The sequence below is a fragment of the Nonomuraea sp. NPDC003560 genome, from assembly GCF_042878785.1.
Lineage (GTDB): Bacteria > Actinomycetota > Actinomycetes > Streptosporangiales > Streptosporangiaceae > Nonomuraea.
The window spans coordinates 256,676-269,900 of record NZ_JBIAOF010000013.1; the positions used below are offsets into that span (position 1 = coordinate 256,676).

Annotated in this window: 13 protein-coding genes; 10 read left to right on the top strand and 3 right to left on the bottom strand. The window is 73.2% G+C overall.

Annotation, left to right across the window (positions count from 1 at the left end; all coding sequences use genetic code 11):
* Nucleotides 1-46 precede the first annotated feature (46 nt).
* Nucleotides 47-1,477, top strand: a complete 1,431-nt coding sequence (locus ACFYUV_RS40740; RefSeq protein ID WP_387678921.1) for a sulfatase — start codon at nt 47-49, stop codon at nt 1,475-1,477.
* On the opposite strand, the gene ACFYUV_RS40745 is transcribed toward ACFYUV_RS40740, so the two are convergent.
* Nucleotides 1,471-2,151, bottom strand: coding sequence for an FCD domain-containing protein (locus tag ACFYUV_RS40745; RefSeq protein ID WP_364336354.1), 681 nt, complete (start codon nt 2,149-2,151; stop codon nt 1,471-1,473). The genes ACFYUV_RS40740 and ACFYUV_RS40745 overlap by 7 nt on opposite strands.
* Nucleotides 2,152-2,236: 85 nt before the next feature.
* On the opposite strand from ACFYUV_RS40745, the gene ACFYUV_RS40750 reads away from it, so the two are divergent.
* From ACFYUV_RS40750 to ACFYUV_RS40760, 3 genes are read left to right on the top strand one after another with little or no spacing between them, the layout of a single operon-like run.
* Complete coding sequence (locus ACFYUV_RS40750) at nt 2,237-2,968, top strand: (Fe-S)-binding protein (RefSeq protein ID WP_352322455.1); 732 nt, start codon at nt 2,237-2,239, stop codon at nt 2,966-2,968.
* Complete coding sequence (locus tag ACFYUV_RS40755; RefSeq protein ID WP_352322454.1) at nt 2,965-4,362, top strand: lactate utilization protein B; 1,398 nt, start codon at nt 2,965-2,967, stop codon at nt 4,360-4,362. Before ACFYUV_RS40750 ends, ACFYUV_RS40755 begins: the two co-directional genes overlap by 4 nt.
* Nucleotides 4,349-4,936, top strand: coding sequence for a lactate utilization protein C (locus ACFYUV_RS40760; RefSeq protein WP_387678924.1), 588 nt, complete (start codon nt 4,349-4,351; stop codon nt 4,934-4,936). Before ACFYUV_RS40755 ends, ACFYUV_RS40760 begins: the two co-directional genes overlap by 14 nt.
* Before the next feature lie 58 nt (nt 4,937-4,994).
* Here the strand turns inward: ACFYUV_RS40760 and ACFYUV_RS40765 are convergent, their stop codons facing one another.
* Together ACFYUV_RS40765 and ACFYUV_RS40770 are read right to left on the bottom strand one after the other, a co-directional pair.
* Entirely contained in the window at nt 4,995-6,005 is a 1,011-nt protein-coding gene (locus ACFYUV_RS40765) for a Vms1/Ankzf1 family peptidyl-tRNA hydrolase (RefSeq protein ID WP_387678927.1), read from the bottom strand.
* Nucleotides 6,006-6,008: 3 nt separating this feature from the next.
* Nucleotides 6,009-6,416 carry a DUF2795 domain-containing protein gene (locus tag ACFYUV_RS40770; RefSeq protein ID WP_387678930.1) on the bottom strand — a complete coding sequence of 136 codons (408 nt, stop codon included), beginning with the start codon at nt 6,414-6,416 and terminating at the stop codon, nt 6,009-6,011.
* Between the two features lie 76 nt (nt 6,417-6,492).
* On the opposite strand from ACFYUV_RS40770, the gene ACFYUV_RS40775 reads away from it, so the two are divergent.
* The 6 genes from ACFYUV_RS40775 (at nt 6,493) to cobA (ending at nt 13,203) form a co-directional block, all read left to right on the top strand.
* Nucleotides 6,493-7,581 (top strand): GNAT family N-acetyltransferase, encoded by a 1,089-nt coding sequence (locus tag ACFYUV_RS40775; RefSeq protein ID WP_387678933.1) that lies wholly within the window; start codon nt 6,493-6,495, stop codon nt 7,579-7,581.
* An 81-nt stretch (nt 7,582-7,662) separates the two neighbouring features.
* Nucleotides 7,663-8,838 (top strand): precorrin-6Y C5,15-methyltransferase (decarboxylating) subunit CbiT, encoded by a 1,176-nt coding sequence (locus tag ACFYUV_RS40780; RefSeq protein WP_387678936.1) that lies wholly within the window; start codon nt 7,663-7,665, stop codon nt 8,836-8,838.
* Nucleotides 8,839-8,904: 66 nt separating this feature from the next.
* The gene (locus tag ACFYUV_RS40785; RefSeq protein WP_387678939.1) at nt 8,905-9,750 is read left to right on the top strand and encodes a sirohydrochlorin chelatase; all 846 of its coding nucleotides are present in this window, start codon (nt 8,905-8,907) and stop codon (nt 9,748-9,750) included.
* 22 nt (nt 9,751-9,772) lie between these two features.
* Complete coding sequence (gene cobT, locus ACFYUV_RS40790; protein ID WP_387678942.1) at nt 9,773-10,840, top strand: nicotinate-nucleotide--dimethylbenzimidazole phosphoribosyltransferase; 1,068 nt, start codon at nt 9,773-9,775, stop codon at nt 10,838-10,840.
* 55 nt (nt 10,841-10,895) lie between these two features.
* Complete coding sequence (gene speB, locus ACFYUV_RS40795) at nt 10,896-11,891, top strand: agmatinase (RefSeq protein WP_352360597.1); 996 nt, start codon at nt 10,896-10,898, stop codon at nt 11,889-11,891.
* A gap of 79 nt (nt 11,892-11,970) precedes the next feature.
* Nucleotides 11,971-13,203, top strand: a complete 1,233-nt coding sequence (gene cobA, locus ACFYUV_RS40800) for a uroporphyrinogen-III C-methyltransferase (protein WP_387678946.1) — start codon at nt 11,971-11,973, stop codon at nt 13,201-13,203.
* Nucleotides 13,204-13,225 lie beyond the last annotated feature (22 nt).

The following is a 13,225-nucleotide window of genomic DNA, read 5'->3' on the forward strand; positions in this document are numbered from 1 at the left end:
CGAGGCCGCAGTGTCAATGCGTGATCTCCCGGGGAGATCAGACATTGTGCTCAAGAGTCTCTGCCGTCTCTTCTGCCTGCTGCTCCTGCTGTCGCCGGCGGCCGAGCCGACGATGGCCGTGAGCGCCTCGCGGCCGAACATCGTGTTCGTGATGGCCGACGACCTGGAGAGCGGCACGCTGCCCTACTTCCCGGCCATCAACTCGGAGCTGGTGGCGAAGGGCACCTCCTTCAGCCGGTTCTTCGTGACGAACTCCTGGTGCTGCCCCTCGCGCACGTCGATCCTGCGCTCCCAGTACGTCCACAGCCATGGCGTCCTGACCAACACCGCCCCCGAAGGGGGGTTCGACCGCTTCCACTCCCTCGACCTGGAACGTTCCACGATCGGCACCTGGATGCAGCAGGCCGGCTACCGCACCGCGCTGATGGGCAAGTTCCTCAACCACTATCCCGGCGCCACCGCCGACGCCGCCTACGTGCCGCCCGGCTGGGACGAATGGGACGTCCCGGTCCGCAAGCTCTACGAGGAGTACGGCTACCGCCTCAACGAGAACGGCGACCTGTACGACTACGGCTGGTCGGAGGAGGACTACCTGTCCGACGTGCTGGCCGACAAGGCCCGCGACTTCATCACCGGCGCCGACGAGCCGTTCTTCCTCTACCTGACGCCCATCGGCCCGCACAACCCGGCCAACCCGGCGGTCCGGCACGTCGCCGACCTCCCCGAGGTCACCGCGCCGCGCACGCCGTCGTTCAACCAGGCCGACGTGAGCAAGGAGCCGCTGTGGCTGCGCTCCCTGCCCTCGCTGACGCAGGAGGACATCGACCGGGTCGACGAGCGCCACCGCAGGCGGCTGCGGTCGATGCTCGGCGTGGACGACCTGGTCCGGTCGGTGATCGAGGCGCTGCAGGCATCTGGCAAGCTCGACAACACCTATATCATCTTCACCTCCGACAACGGCTTCCATCTCGGCACACATCGGCTTCCCCAGGGCAAGACGACGCCGTTCGAGGAGGCGATCAAGGTTCCGTTCGTGGTGCGCGGGCCGGGGATCCGGGCGGGGGCCACGATCGGGCAGCTCGGCGCGACCGTTGACATCGCGCCGACGATCGCCGAGCTGGGCGGGGCCGCCGTGCCGGCGTTCAGCGAGGGGCGCTCGCTGGTGCCGCTGCTGCGCGGCAGCCCGCCCGCCCAGTGGCGCAAGAACGTGCTGGTCGAGTTCAACAGGCCGGTCAACCGGTCGTCGGGGGCCCAGACCCCGGTGCCCTCCTACCAGGCGCTGCGCACCGAGCGTTACACCTACGTCAGGTACGACACGGGGGAGCGGCAGCTCTACGACCTGGCCGCCGACCCGTACCAGCTCGACAACCTCGCGGCCACCGCCGACCCGGCGCTGCTGGCCGGCCTCGACGCCCGGCTCCAGGCGATGCGAGCGTGCTCGGGGGCGGGGTGCCGGGAGGCCGACGCGCGTCAGTGACCGGGGAACAGGGCGGGGTAGGCGTGCGCCAGGTGATCGGTCACCGCCCGCTGGGCCTCCTCCGGGTCGCCCGCCGCGATGGCCGCGCGGATGCGCTCATGGTCGGCGCGCAGCACGGACGGGTCGCCGAGGCGTTCGACCGCTTCGATGGCGTTCCTGCGCATCGCGTCCCGGAGTGAGCGCATGATGGCGGCGATGAGCCGGTTGCCCGAGGCGTCCGCGATCGCGCAGTGGAAGGCGGTGTCGTGCTCCACGAACTCCTCGGCCGTGGCCGCCCGGTCCATGCCCTCGATCGCGGCGGCCAGCTCCGCCGTGCCGGCTCGGGTCGCCGCCGCGTGCGCGGCCGACCAGCGTTCGATCATCAGCCGGGCGTCCACGACCTCGCGCTGCTCCAGGGTGGCCAGGCCGAGGTTGAGCCGGAGCAGGTCGGTGAGCGCCGTGTCGGGCCGCGAGGTCAGCACGGCTCCCGCGTCCGGACCCCGGCCCACCTGCGAGGACACCACGCCCAGGGTCTCCAGGACGCGCAGCGCCTCCCGCACGGACGAGCGGCCGACGCCCAGTTGCTCGGCGAGCTGGCGTTCGCCGGGCAGCCGGTCGCCCACGGTCAGGCCGTCCTCGGCGATGCGTCGTTCGATCTGGGCGAGCACGTCCTCGAACGCCCGTGTGCGTTTCACCGATGCCTCCCCGGTGCTGGCCCGGAACTGTGTGGTTAGGTATGGTCTGACCATACAGTGGTCGGACCATTCGTTTGGGAGAGTCGTGCGAGTCGCCCTGTTCATCACGTGCGTGAACGACACGCTCTTCCCGGGCACCGGCAAGGCCGTCGTGTCGCTGCTGCGCAGGCTGGGCTGCGACGTGGACTTCCCCGTCGCCCAGACGTGCTGCGGGCAGATGCACGTCAACACCGGTTACCGGGCGGAGGGCGTGCGGCTGGCCAGGAAGTTCACCGAGGTGTTCGCCGGGTACGACGCCGTCGTGGCGCCGTCCGGGTCGTGCGCGGCCATGGTGCGCGAGCAGTACCCGAAGCTGGTGCGGCCGGGCAGCAGGGGCGCGGCGGCCGTGGCCGAGGTCGTGCCCAAGGTGTACGAGCTGAGCGAGTTCTTGCTGGACGTCCTGAAAGTCGACGACGTTGGTGCATATTTTCCGCACCGGGTGACATATCACCCGACGTGCCATTCGCTGCGCGGGCTGCACCTGGGCGACCGGCCCACCCGGCTGCTGCGGAAGGTCCGAGGTCTGGAGCTCGTGCCGCTGCCCGGCGCGGAGGAGTGCTGCGGCTTCGGCGGCACGTTCGCGGTCAAGAACCCGGCGGTGTCGGCCGCCATGGGGGCCGACAAGGTGCGCGGCATCCTCGACACGGGCGCCGAGGTGATCTGCGCGGCCGACAACTCGTGCCTGATGCACATCGGCGGCACCCTGAGCCGGCAGAAGACGGGGGTCAGGACGATGCACCTGGCGGAGATCCTCGCAGCCACGGAGGAGACCCGATGAGCGCGACATTCCTCGGCATGCCCGGAAATTTCCCGAAAAATGCGGCGAAAGCCGTGGAGGACTCGCAACTGCGGTTCAACCTCCGGAAAGCCACGCACACCATTCGCGGCAAGCGCGCCGGCGTCGTCGGCGAGCTGCCCGACTGGGCCGAGCTGCGCGCGGCCGGCAAGGCCGTCAAGGATCACACGCTCCGCCACCTCGACCGCTACCTGCTCCAGCTGGAGGAGGCCGTCCGGCGGGCGGGCGGAACCGTCCACTGGGCCAGGGACGCCGAGGAGGCCAACCGCATCGTCGGCGACCTGGTCGCGGCCACCGGCGAGACCGAGGTGGTCAAGGTCAAGTCGATGGCCACCCAGGAGATCGGGCTCAACGAGGCGCTGGCCCGGCGCGGCATCACCGCGTACGAGACGGACCTGGCCGAGCTGATCGTGCAGCTCGGGGACGACTTCCCCAGCCACATCCTGGTCCCCGCGATCCACCGCAACCGCTCGGAGATCCGCGAGATCTTCCTCGACCGCATGCCCGGCGTGCCCGACGGCCTCACCGACGAGCCGCCCGCCCTGGCCGAGGCCGCCCGGCTCCACCTGCGCGAACGTTTCCTCCGGAGCAAGGTCGCCGTATCCGGGGCGAACTTCATGATCGCCGAGACCGGCACGCTGGTCGTGCTGGAGTCGGAGGGCAACGGCCGCATGTGCCTGACCCTCCCCGAGACGCTCATCAGCGTCGTCGGCATCGAGAAGCTCCTGCCGACCTGGCGGGATCTGGAGGTCTTCCTCCAGCTTCTTCCGCGCAGCTCCACAGGTGAGCGGATGAATCCGTACACCAGCACGTGGACCGGCGCCACCGAGGGCCAGGACTTCCACCTGGTGCTGCTCGACAACGGCCGCACCGACGTGCTCGCCGACGAGGTGGGCCGCCAGGCGCTGCGCTGCATCCGCTGCTCGGCCTGCCTGAACGTGTGCCCGGTCTACGAACGCGCGGGCGGCCACGCGTACGGCTCGGTCTACCCCGGGCCGATCGGGGCCATCCTCACCCCGCAGCTCAGGGGCATGTCCTCGGACCTGGACGCCTCGCTGCCGTTCGCCTCCAGCCTGTGCGGGGCCTGCCTGGAGGTCTGCCCGGTGGCCATCGACATCCCCGAGGTGCTGGTGGACCTGCGGGCCAGGGCGCCGCACGCGGCGGCCGAGCGCGCGGGCATGAAGGCCGCCGGCTGGGTGCTGGACGACCAGGCCCGGCTGGCCAGGGCGCAGCGGCTGGCCGCCCGGCTGCGCAGGCTGGTGCCCAGGCGGCGGCTGCCCGGCCCGCTGGCGGCCTGGACCGACACCCGGGACGTGCCCGACATCCCGGAAGAATCCTTCAGAGACTGGTGGGAGCGGAACGATGGGCGCGCGTGAGGAGATCCTGGCCAAGGTCAGGAAGGCGGTCGCGGACGCGCCCGCGACGGAGGTCGCCCGGCACTACCGCACCCGCCCGGACGTGGACGACGTGGTGGGCCTGTTCGCCGAGCGGGTGCGCGACTACCGGGCCGTCGTGCACGTGCTGCCCGACGCGGACGTGCCCGGCAAGCTGGCCGAGCTGGCCGCCGGCCGCCGCGTGATCGTCCCGGACGGCTTCGCCTGGGCGGCCCCGAGCAGCCCGGACGCCGGGACCGACCGGCGCTGGGACACCCTCGACGCCGCCGACGGCGTGATCACCGCCTGCGCGGTGGCCATAGCCGAGACCGGGACCATCGTCCTCGACCACGGGCCCGGCCAGGGCGCCAGGGCGCAGACGCTGATCCCCGACCACCACGTGTGCGTGGTGCGCGCCGACCAGATCGTGGCGGGCGTGCCCGAGGCGGTGGCCAGGCTCGACCCGGCCCGCCCGCTCACCTGGATCAGCGGCCCGTCGGCGACCAGCGACATCGAGCTGAACCGGGTCGAGGGCGTGCACGGCCCCCGGACCCTCGAAGTGATCATCAGCACCTGAGCGCCGGCGCCGCGCGGCGGATCGCCGGCACCCGGCACCGCGGCGACGGCGCGGGTCGTCAGTACCTGAGCACGGCCGCCACGTCCTGCACGTCGTCGGTGAACCACAGTTCGGCGTCCGTCATGGCGGCGGCCCTGACCACGGCCGAGTCCGCGCGCTCCTCGACGGGCTGCTCGACGCCCCAGCGCCGCAGCTCGCCCTGGTCGGTGGAGAGCTGGGTGCCGCCCTCGCCGGTCCACACGGTCCGGTCGAGCTGGGCGGGCATGAGCACCGCGTGCACCCTGCCCTCGCGCAGGGCGTGCGCCACCTGGGACAGGCCGGCCGGGCCCGAGGACTCGCGGTGGCGGTCGAGCAGCTCGGCGCGGCGGCGTTCGAGCCAGTCGTCCAGCGCGCGCTCGACGTCGGCCTCGAACTGGCCGTGGTCGGAGCGGCTGCCGTGCTCGACCATCATCACCCGGTCGGCGGACTTGGTGCTGAGGTGTTGCAGCAGGTAGGAGCGTGACTTCGGCTCGCCGGCCACGATGATCAGCTCGGCGCCGATCCTGCGCACCTGCTCGTCGATCTCGCGGGCGACGGCGACCGCGTTCTTCTCCCACGTCTCCTCGGCGCCCCGTTCGTACCGCTTCTGCGACCAGCCGCCCTGGGCGGTCTTCTGCAGCGGCCAGTCGGCCGCCGCCACGGTGGTCGTGCGCGGCGCGCCGCCGCCGAACACCGACAGCTCGGCCCCGGCGTGGTCCACGATGACGCGCAGGTGCGGCACGTTCTCGCCGCGCTGCCTCAGCATCGGCGTGACGTGCGGCAGCGGCGACACGGTCGCCATCTCGTACGGCGCCCGCGCCAGCGGCTCGGCCAGCACCACCGCGCCGTGCGTGGCGAACAGCGCCTGGCCGGGCGACGGCCGGTTGGCGGCCACCTCCAGGGCGTCGATGGTCTCGGGGTCGGTCCCGTCGAGCTGGTCACGGACGCTGTGCCAGTGCGTCTCCCGCTGCGGCTCGGTGAGCGCGCCCAGATAGACCGACGCGTACGGGCCCCGCCGCTCGTACAGCGGCCTGATGAAGTCGAGACGCACAGGTCACCACCTCCGCTCTTCGATGCCGAGGCCGAGCGCCTTGGCCACGTCGGCGATGTTCACAAAACGGCGGTCGGGAAGGGATCGCACCATGTCGGCCACCTGGTCGGGGGCGTCCACGTTCTCGGCGTGCTGGAGCAGGTCGTCCTTGGAGGCGGGCCAACGGGTGTCGCTGAGCCATCTGGCCAGGTCGCTGCGGATGTCGGCGCCGCGCCGGGTGATGCCTTGGGGGGTGCCGGGCTCGTGTCCCGGGGGGTACGACTGCCCTGACTCCTCGCCGGGGCCGGGCATGGACTCGGTCTCCTTCCACTCCTCGGCGTGCGTGCTGCCGCCGCCGCGGACCATGCCCTCGGTCTCGTGCTTCTGCTGATCGTCCAGGCGCGGACCGTGCTTGTCGCTCCCACGTTCCATAGTTCCCTCACTCCTCTCGAATCGGCCCCTACCCCCGCTTTCGTGGGCAAACATCGTGAGTGTGTAGGGTGCGCACGTGTTCGATCCCGATGCGCGCATCGCCGCCGGACGGCTCGTGCTGCGGCCGTTCGACCCCCGTGACGCCGCCCGCGTGCGGTCGGTGGTGGAGACGGTGGAGCCCGGCGACCGCTTCCTCCCGCCGGGCGCGCCCGTCCACGCCTCCGGCGTCGGTCAGTGGCTCGCGCACGGCGTGCACGAGCTGTACCGCTCGCAGCAGGGCCTGCACCTGGCCATGACCGAGGCCGACGACCGCATCGTGGGCGCCATCAGCCTGTTCAGGACGTCGTGGACGGCGGGCACCACCGAGGTCGGCTACGGCGTCCACCCGACGTACCGGGGCCGCGGCTACGCCACCGAGGCCGTGCGCGCCCTGACCTCCTGGGTGTTCGCCACCACCGCCCTGCGCAGGGTGGACCTCACCGCGAACCTGGACAACCCGGCCTCCCTGCGCGTCGCGCTGAAAGCCGGCTTCACCTGGGAGGGCGTGCTGCGCGCCGCCGTGCTGGAGGAGGACGGCCCGCACGACCTGGTCGTCCTCGGCCTGCTGCGCGAGGACTCCGGCGAGCCCGCGCCCGCCCTGCCGAAGACCGAGCTGCGCACGCCCCGGCTGCTGCTGCGGCAGCCCGTCCTCGCCGACGTGCCCGGCCTGGCCGCCACCGGCGCCGACCCGCTCACCCAGGCCAGGACCGGCGTCCCCCGCGGCTACAGCGAGGAGCACGCCCGCGCGTTCGTCGACGTCTGCGAACGGATGCGGATGAGGGGCGCGGGCATCGCGTTCACCGTGGAGGAGTTCACCACCACCCGATACGTGGCCAACGTGGACCTCAGGGACCTGGACTGGCGCAACCGTACGGCCGAGGTCGGCTACATGACCGCGCCCTGGGCCCGCGGCCGGGGCTACGCGGGCGAGGCCGTGACCGCGATCGCCCGCTGGCTGTTCGAGCGCCACGGCTTCCGCCGGCTGCAACTGCGGGCCGCGGTGTCGAACCCGGCCTCCCAACGCGTGGCGGAGAAGGCCGGCTTCACCCGCGAGGGCGTGGCCCGCGCCGCGCTCGACGGCGAGGACCTGGTCGTCTACAGCCTGGTCCCGTCCGACCTGGCCTGAGGGCACAGCGGACTGGCCTCGTCGGCCCATGGTGAAACCCGGCCGGAACCGTCACCCTGGGGATGAGGACGGTGAGGCTGAATGATCACGGTTGTCGGCTGGGACGGGATCGAGCTGCCGGCCGGGGCCGCGGGCAGGCTGCGTGAGGCGGAGCTCGTCGTGGGCCCCGCCGCCATTCTCGGCCGGCTCGGGGTCGACGGACGCGCCGCGGACGACGGCGACGTGCTCCAGGCCCTCGACGGCCATCTCGGGCCGGACCGGGGCCCGGCCGTCGTGGTCGCCGAGGGCGATCCCGGCTTCTTCGGAGTCGTCCGCACCTTACGGGCGCACGGCCTGCGGCCGGACGTCCTGCCGGCCACCTCGCTGATCAGCCGCGCCTTCGCCTGCGCCGGGCTCAACTGGGAGGACGCCCTCGTCGTCGCCCCCTCCGGTCCCGGCCGGCTCGCCCGCGTGGTGAACGCCTGCCGCGCCCATCCCAAGGTCGCGCTGCTCGTCGCGCCCGGCGTCGGCCCCGCCGAGATCGCCAGGGAGCTGGCGCCGACCACGCCGCGCGCCCTGATCGTCTGCGAGGACCTGGGCGGCCCGGGACAGCGCGTCACGCACAGCCGCATGGGCGAGGCCACCACCCGGCCGTGGAAGGACCCCGACGTGGTCCTCGTCATCGACCCGCTGCACCGGCCCGGGCAGCCGGGCTGGGTGGCCGGGGCGCAACCCGGCCCGGCGGAGTGGGCGCTGCCGTGGGAGAGCGGGCTGCCCGCCGAGGTGCGGGCGTTCGTCCTGGCCAAGCTGGGTCCCCGGCTCGGCGACCTGGTCTGGGACGTCGGCGCGGGGGAGGGCGAGCTCGCCGTCGAGTGCGCCAGGCTGGGCGCGGCCGTCGTGGCGGTCGAACGCGACGAGTCCGCCTGCGCGCGGCTGCGTGCCAACGTGCTGGCCCACGGCGTCAAGGTCGCCCTGACCAGGGGGCACGCGCCCGCCGCGCTCGAACCGCTGCCCGACCCCGACGCCGTCTTCGTCGGCGGTGGCGGTGACGACGTGGTCGCGGCGTGCGCCGGCCGCGGCCCCCGCGCGCTGGTGTGCGCGCTCGGCACGGCCGAGCGGGCGGCGGCCGTGCTGGAGCTGCTGCGCGAGCTCGGCTACCGTGGCGAGGGCACGCGGATCCAGGCGTCCGCGCTGACGCCCGGCGCCGGCGGTTCCCACCGTCTGACCGCGGCGGATGCCGTCTTCGTCGTGCACGCCAGGCCCGCGCACGCAGCGTGACCTGTCCCCCACGGGCACGTATCGGTTATCCTCGCGTGACTTTGTCTACGCACCGGAGATCCCTCAATGAAGCCGCCGCTCCTGCTGATCGGGCAGGGCTCGAACGATGACGCCTACGCCGCGGAGTTCGGCAGGTTCGTCCACCGGCTGCGCTGCCGCCTCGACCACACGGCCGTCGACGTCTCCGGCGGCTATCTGGAACGCGCCACGCCGCGCCTGAGCGACTCCGTGGCGTCCCTGATGGCGCGCGGCCACCACCGTCTCGTCGCGCTGCCGCTCAGTCTCAGCAAGGTGGATGCGGAGTTCCCCGCCGCGATGGCGCTCGAACAGCAGCGCCACCCCACCCTCATGTACGACTACGGCCGCCCCCTCGGCCCCGACCCGCGCGTGCTGGCGCTGCTGGCCGACCGGCTCGGCGAGGCCGCCGCCGAGATGGCCAGGCCACGCCCCCTGGAGCTGGTCGGCGCCCGGCCCCGGCTGCGCGCCGTCGACACCCCGGCTCTCGACGACGTCCCCGGCCAGGTCGAGCCGGGTGAGACGGCGGTCGTGCTGGTCGGCGAGGGCTCGACCGACGCCGCCGCCAACGCCGAGGTCCACCGGGTGTCGCGGCTGTTCTGGGAGACGCACGCCTACGACTACATGACCGTCGAGACCGCGTTCGTCTCGGTGACGCCGCCCGGCGTGCCCGGCGGGCTCGAACGCTGCCGCCGGCTGGGCGCCAAGCGGGTGATCGTGGTGCCGTACCTGCTGTTCGCGGGCGGCCTGCTGGAGCGCGTGTGGGCCCAGGCCCTGGCGTACGGCGCGGGCCACCCCGACCTCGACATCCGCTGCGCCGAGGTGATCGGCGACTGCGAGACGCTGGCCGACGTCGTGATCGACCGGTACGAGGAAGCGCTCCAGCTCGTTCACTAAGTGTCACCAAGTGGAGGTGTCCGTGCTCGCCGAGACCCTGGCGGCCATCCGTCCCGCCGACCCCGAGGCGCTCGCCGAGGCCCGCGCCCACCAGGACCGGCTCACCAAGCCGCGCGGCGCGCTCGGGGCCTTGGAGGAGGTGGCCGTACGCCTGGCGGGCGCGTCCGGCGTCTGCCCGCCGCCCATGCCCGCGCCGGCCGCCCTGGCCATCTTCGCGGCCGACCACGGCGTGCACGCGCGCGGCGTCAGCCCGTGGCCGCAGGAGGTCACGACGCAGATGGTCGCCAACTTCCTGGCCGGCGGCGCGGTCGCCAACGCCTTCGCCGCCCAGGTGGGCGCGTCCGTGACGGTGGTGGACGTCGGCGTCGCCACCGACCTGCCCGACGCCCCCGACCTGGTCAAGCGCAAGGTCGCGTACGGCACCGCCGACCTGTCGCGCGGCCCCGCCATGAGCGTCGACCAGGCCGTCAGGGCTCTGGAGGCGGGCATCGCCGTGGCGCAGGAGCTGATCGACGGGGGCGCCCGCTGCCTGATCACCGGCGACATGGGCATCGCCAACACCACCGCCTCGGCCGCGCTGATCTCGGTGTTCACCGGCAAGGACCCGGCCGAGGTGACCGGCAGGGGCACCGGGATCGACGACGCGACCTACGACCACAAGGTGGAGGTCGTCCGGGCGGCGCTGCGGGTGAACGGCCTGCCCGGCGGCACCGGGCCGAGCGACGCCCTGCGCGCGCTGGCCGCCGTGGGCGGCTTCGAGCACGCGGCCATCGCGGGCTTCGTGCTGTGCGGCGCGGCGAACCGGGTGCCGGTGATCCTCGACGGCGTCATCGCCGGCTCGGCCGCCCTGGTCGCCGCCGCCCTCGACCCCCACGTCAGCGGCCACTGCGTGGCCGGCCACCGCTCGGCCGAGCCCGGCCACGCCGCCGCGCTCGACCATCTCGGGCTGCGCCCGCTGGTGGACCTGGAGCTGCGGCTCGGCGAGGGCACCGGCGGCCTGCTCGCGCACCCGCTGGTGTGCGCGGCCGTACGGGTGATGCACGAGGTGGCGACGTTCGACTCGGCGGGGGTCACGGAAAAGCCCGTGTGATGATGGGGGACACTCGAAACAGCACGTGAGGTGAGCAGTGTCCCGGTACGGTCCCATGTTCGGCCCTGACATCACGTTCCTCGGCGTGGACCGCTGCGACGTCGCGGACCCGGCCGGCTACGCCGGCGCCGACGTGGTGATCATCGGTGCGCCCTTCGACGGGGGCACCTCCAACCGGCCGGGCGCCAGGTTCGGGCCGATGGCGCTGCGCCAGACCTGCTACCTGCCGCACAACGGGTCCCGTCCGAGCCTGGCCCTTCGCGTCGACGCCCTGCGCGACCTGCGGGTGCTCGACGCGGGCGACGTCGAGTGCTACTCCGGCGACGTCGAGGGCTCGCTGGCCGCCATCGAGGACGCGGTGCACCGGATCGCCTCCTCAGGGGCGGTGCCGGTGGTGCTCGGCGGCGACCACACCGTCGCGCTGCCGGACGCGCGGGGCACCGCCAGGGCGTACGAGCCGGGCCGCACCTCGATGATCCACTTCGACGCGCACGCCGACACCGGCGACATCGAGTTCGGCCACCTGCACGGGCACGGCCAGCCGATGCGGCGGCTCATCGAGTCCGGCGCCATCCGGGGCGACCGGTTCCTGCAGATCGGGCTGCGCGGCTACTGGCCCGAGCCCGAGACGCTCGACTGGATGGCGGCGCAGCGCATGCGCTCGTACGAGATGACCGAGATCGTGACGCGCGGGCTGGAGGAGTGCCTGACGGAGTCGTTCGGGATCGCGCTCGACGAGTGCGACCAGGTCTTCCTGTCGGTGGACATCGACGTCTGCGACCCCGGGCACGCCCCCGGCACCGGCACGCCCGAGCCCGGCGGCCTGTCGGCCAGGCAGCTCCTCGACGCCGTGCGCCGGATCTGCTACGAACTGCCCGTGGCCGGGATGGAGGTGGTCGAGGTCTCGCCGCCGTACGACCACGCCGACATCACCGCGTTCCTCGGGAACCGCGTTATTCTTGAGGCACTCTCGGCCATGGCCAGACGCCGCAAAGACGCTCAGGGCGGGCCACGCTGGGACCCGTCGCAGCCTCTTCTTGACGGCCGTTGAGCCATGCGCAGCGAACGACGCACGGTGAGCCGGTAGGTTTACCTCCAAACACAACCTTCGCGAACGGGAGATTCCCCCCATGGGTCCCTACCTCCTCGGCCTGCGGCTTTCCGGCCGCCGGGTGCTCGTCGTGGGCGGCGGCCGCGTCGCGCAGCGGCGCGTCCCCGCGCTGCTCGAGGCCGGTGCGGAGGTCACCGTGGTGTCCCCGGCGGTCACCCCGGCCCTCGACGACCTGATCGCGACGGGCCGGGTCACCTGGCACGCGCGGCCGTACGAGGTGGGCGACTGCGACGGCGCCTGGCTCGTGCAGGCGTGCACCGACGTCAGGTCCGTCAACGCCGCGGTCGCCGCCGAGGCCGAGGCCAAGCGGGTGTGGTGCGTGCGCGCCGACGACCGCGACGCCTCCGCCGCCTGGACCCCGGCCGCCGGCCGGGTCGACGAGATCAGCGTGGCCGTCACCGCGGGCGGCGACCCGCGCCGGGCCGCGGGCATCCGCGACGCGGTCGTCGGCGCGCTGCGCGACGGCACGGTCGACGCCCGCCGCAACCGCACCAAGCCCGTCGGCGTGGCCCTGGTCGGCGGCGGCCCCGGCGACCCCGGCCTGATCACCGTGCGCGGGCGGCAGCTCCTCGCCCAGGCCGACGTCGTGGTGGCCGACCGGCTCGCGCCCCGGGCGCTGCTCGACGAGCTCGCCCCCGACGTCGAGCTGATCGACGCCGCCAAGGTGCCCTACGGCAGGTCGCTGTCCCAGGAGAAGATCAACGAGCTGCTGGTCGACCGGGCCAGGCAGGGCAAGTTCGTCGTCCGGCTCAAGGGCGGCGACCCGTTCGTGTTCGGGCGCGGCGGCGAGGAGATGATCGCCTGCGCCCAGGCCGGCATCCCCGTGCTCGTCGTCCCCGGCATCACCAGCGCCGTCGCGGTCCCGGCCGCGGCCGGGGTGCCGGTGACGCATCGAGGCGTGAGCCAGGAGTTCCACGTCGTCTCCGTGCACGTCGCGCCCGACCATCCGGCCTCCACCGTCGACTGGCCCGCCCTGGCCCGATCCCAGGGCACGCTGGTGCTCATGATGGCCGTCGAACGGCTGCCGAAGGTGGCCGAGGCGCTGCTTCGAGACGGACGTGCGCCGGAGACTCCCGTAATGGTGGTACAGGACGGTACCCTTCCGACCCAGCGGGCGGTAATCGCACCGCTTTCCACCGTGGCCGACCGCGTGTCCGCGGCTGGGATACGGCCTCCGGCGATCGTCATCGTCGGCGACGTCGTGCGGGTCGGCCAGGAGGTCGAGATGGTTCGAGCGGAGCGCTTGCCGTGAACACCGCCATGGATGACGGGCG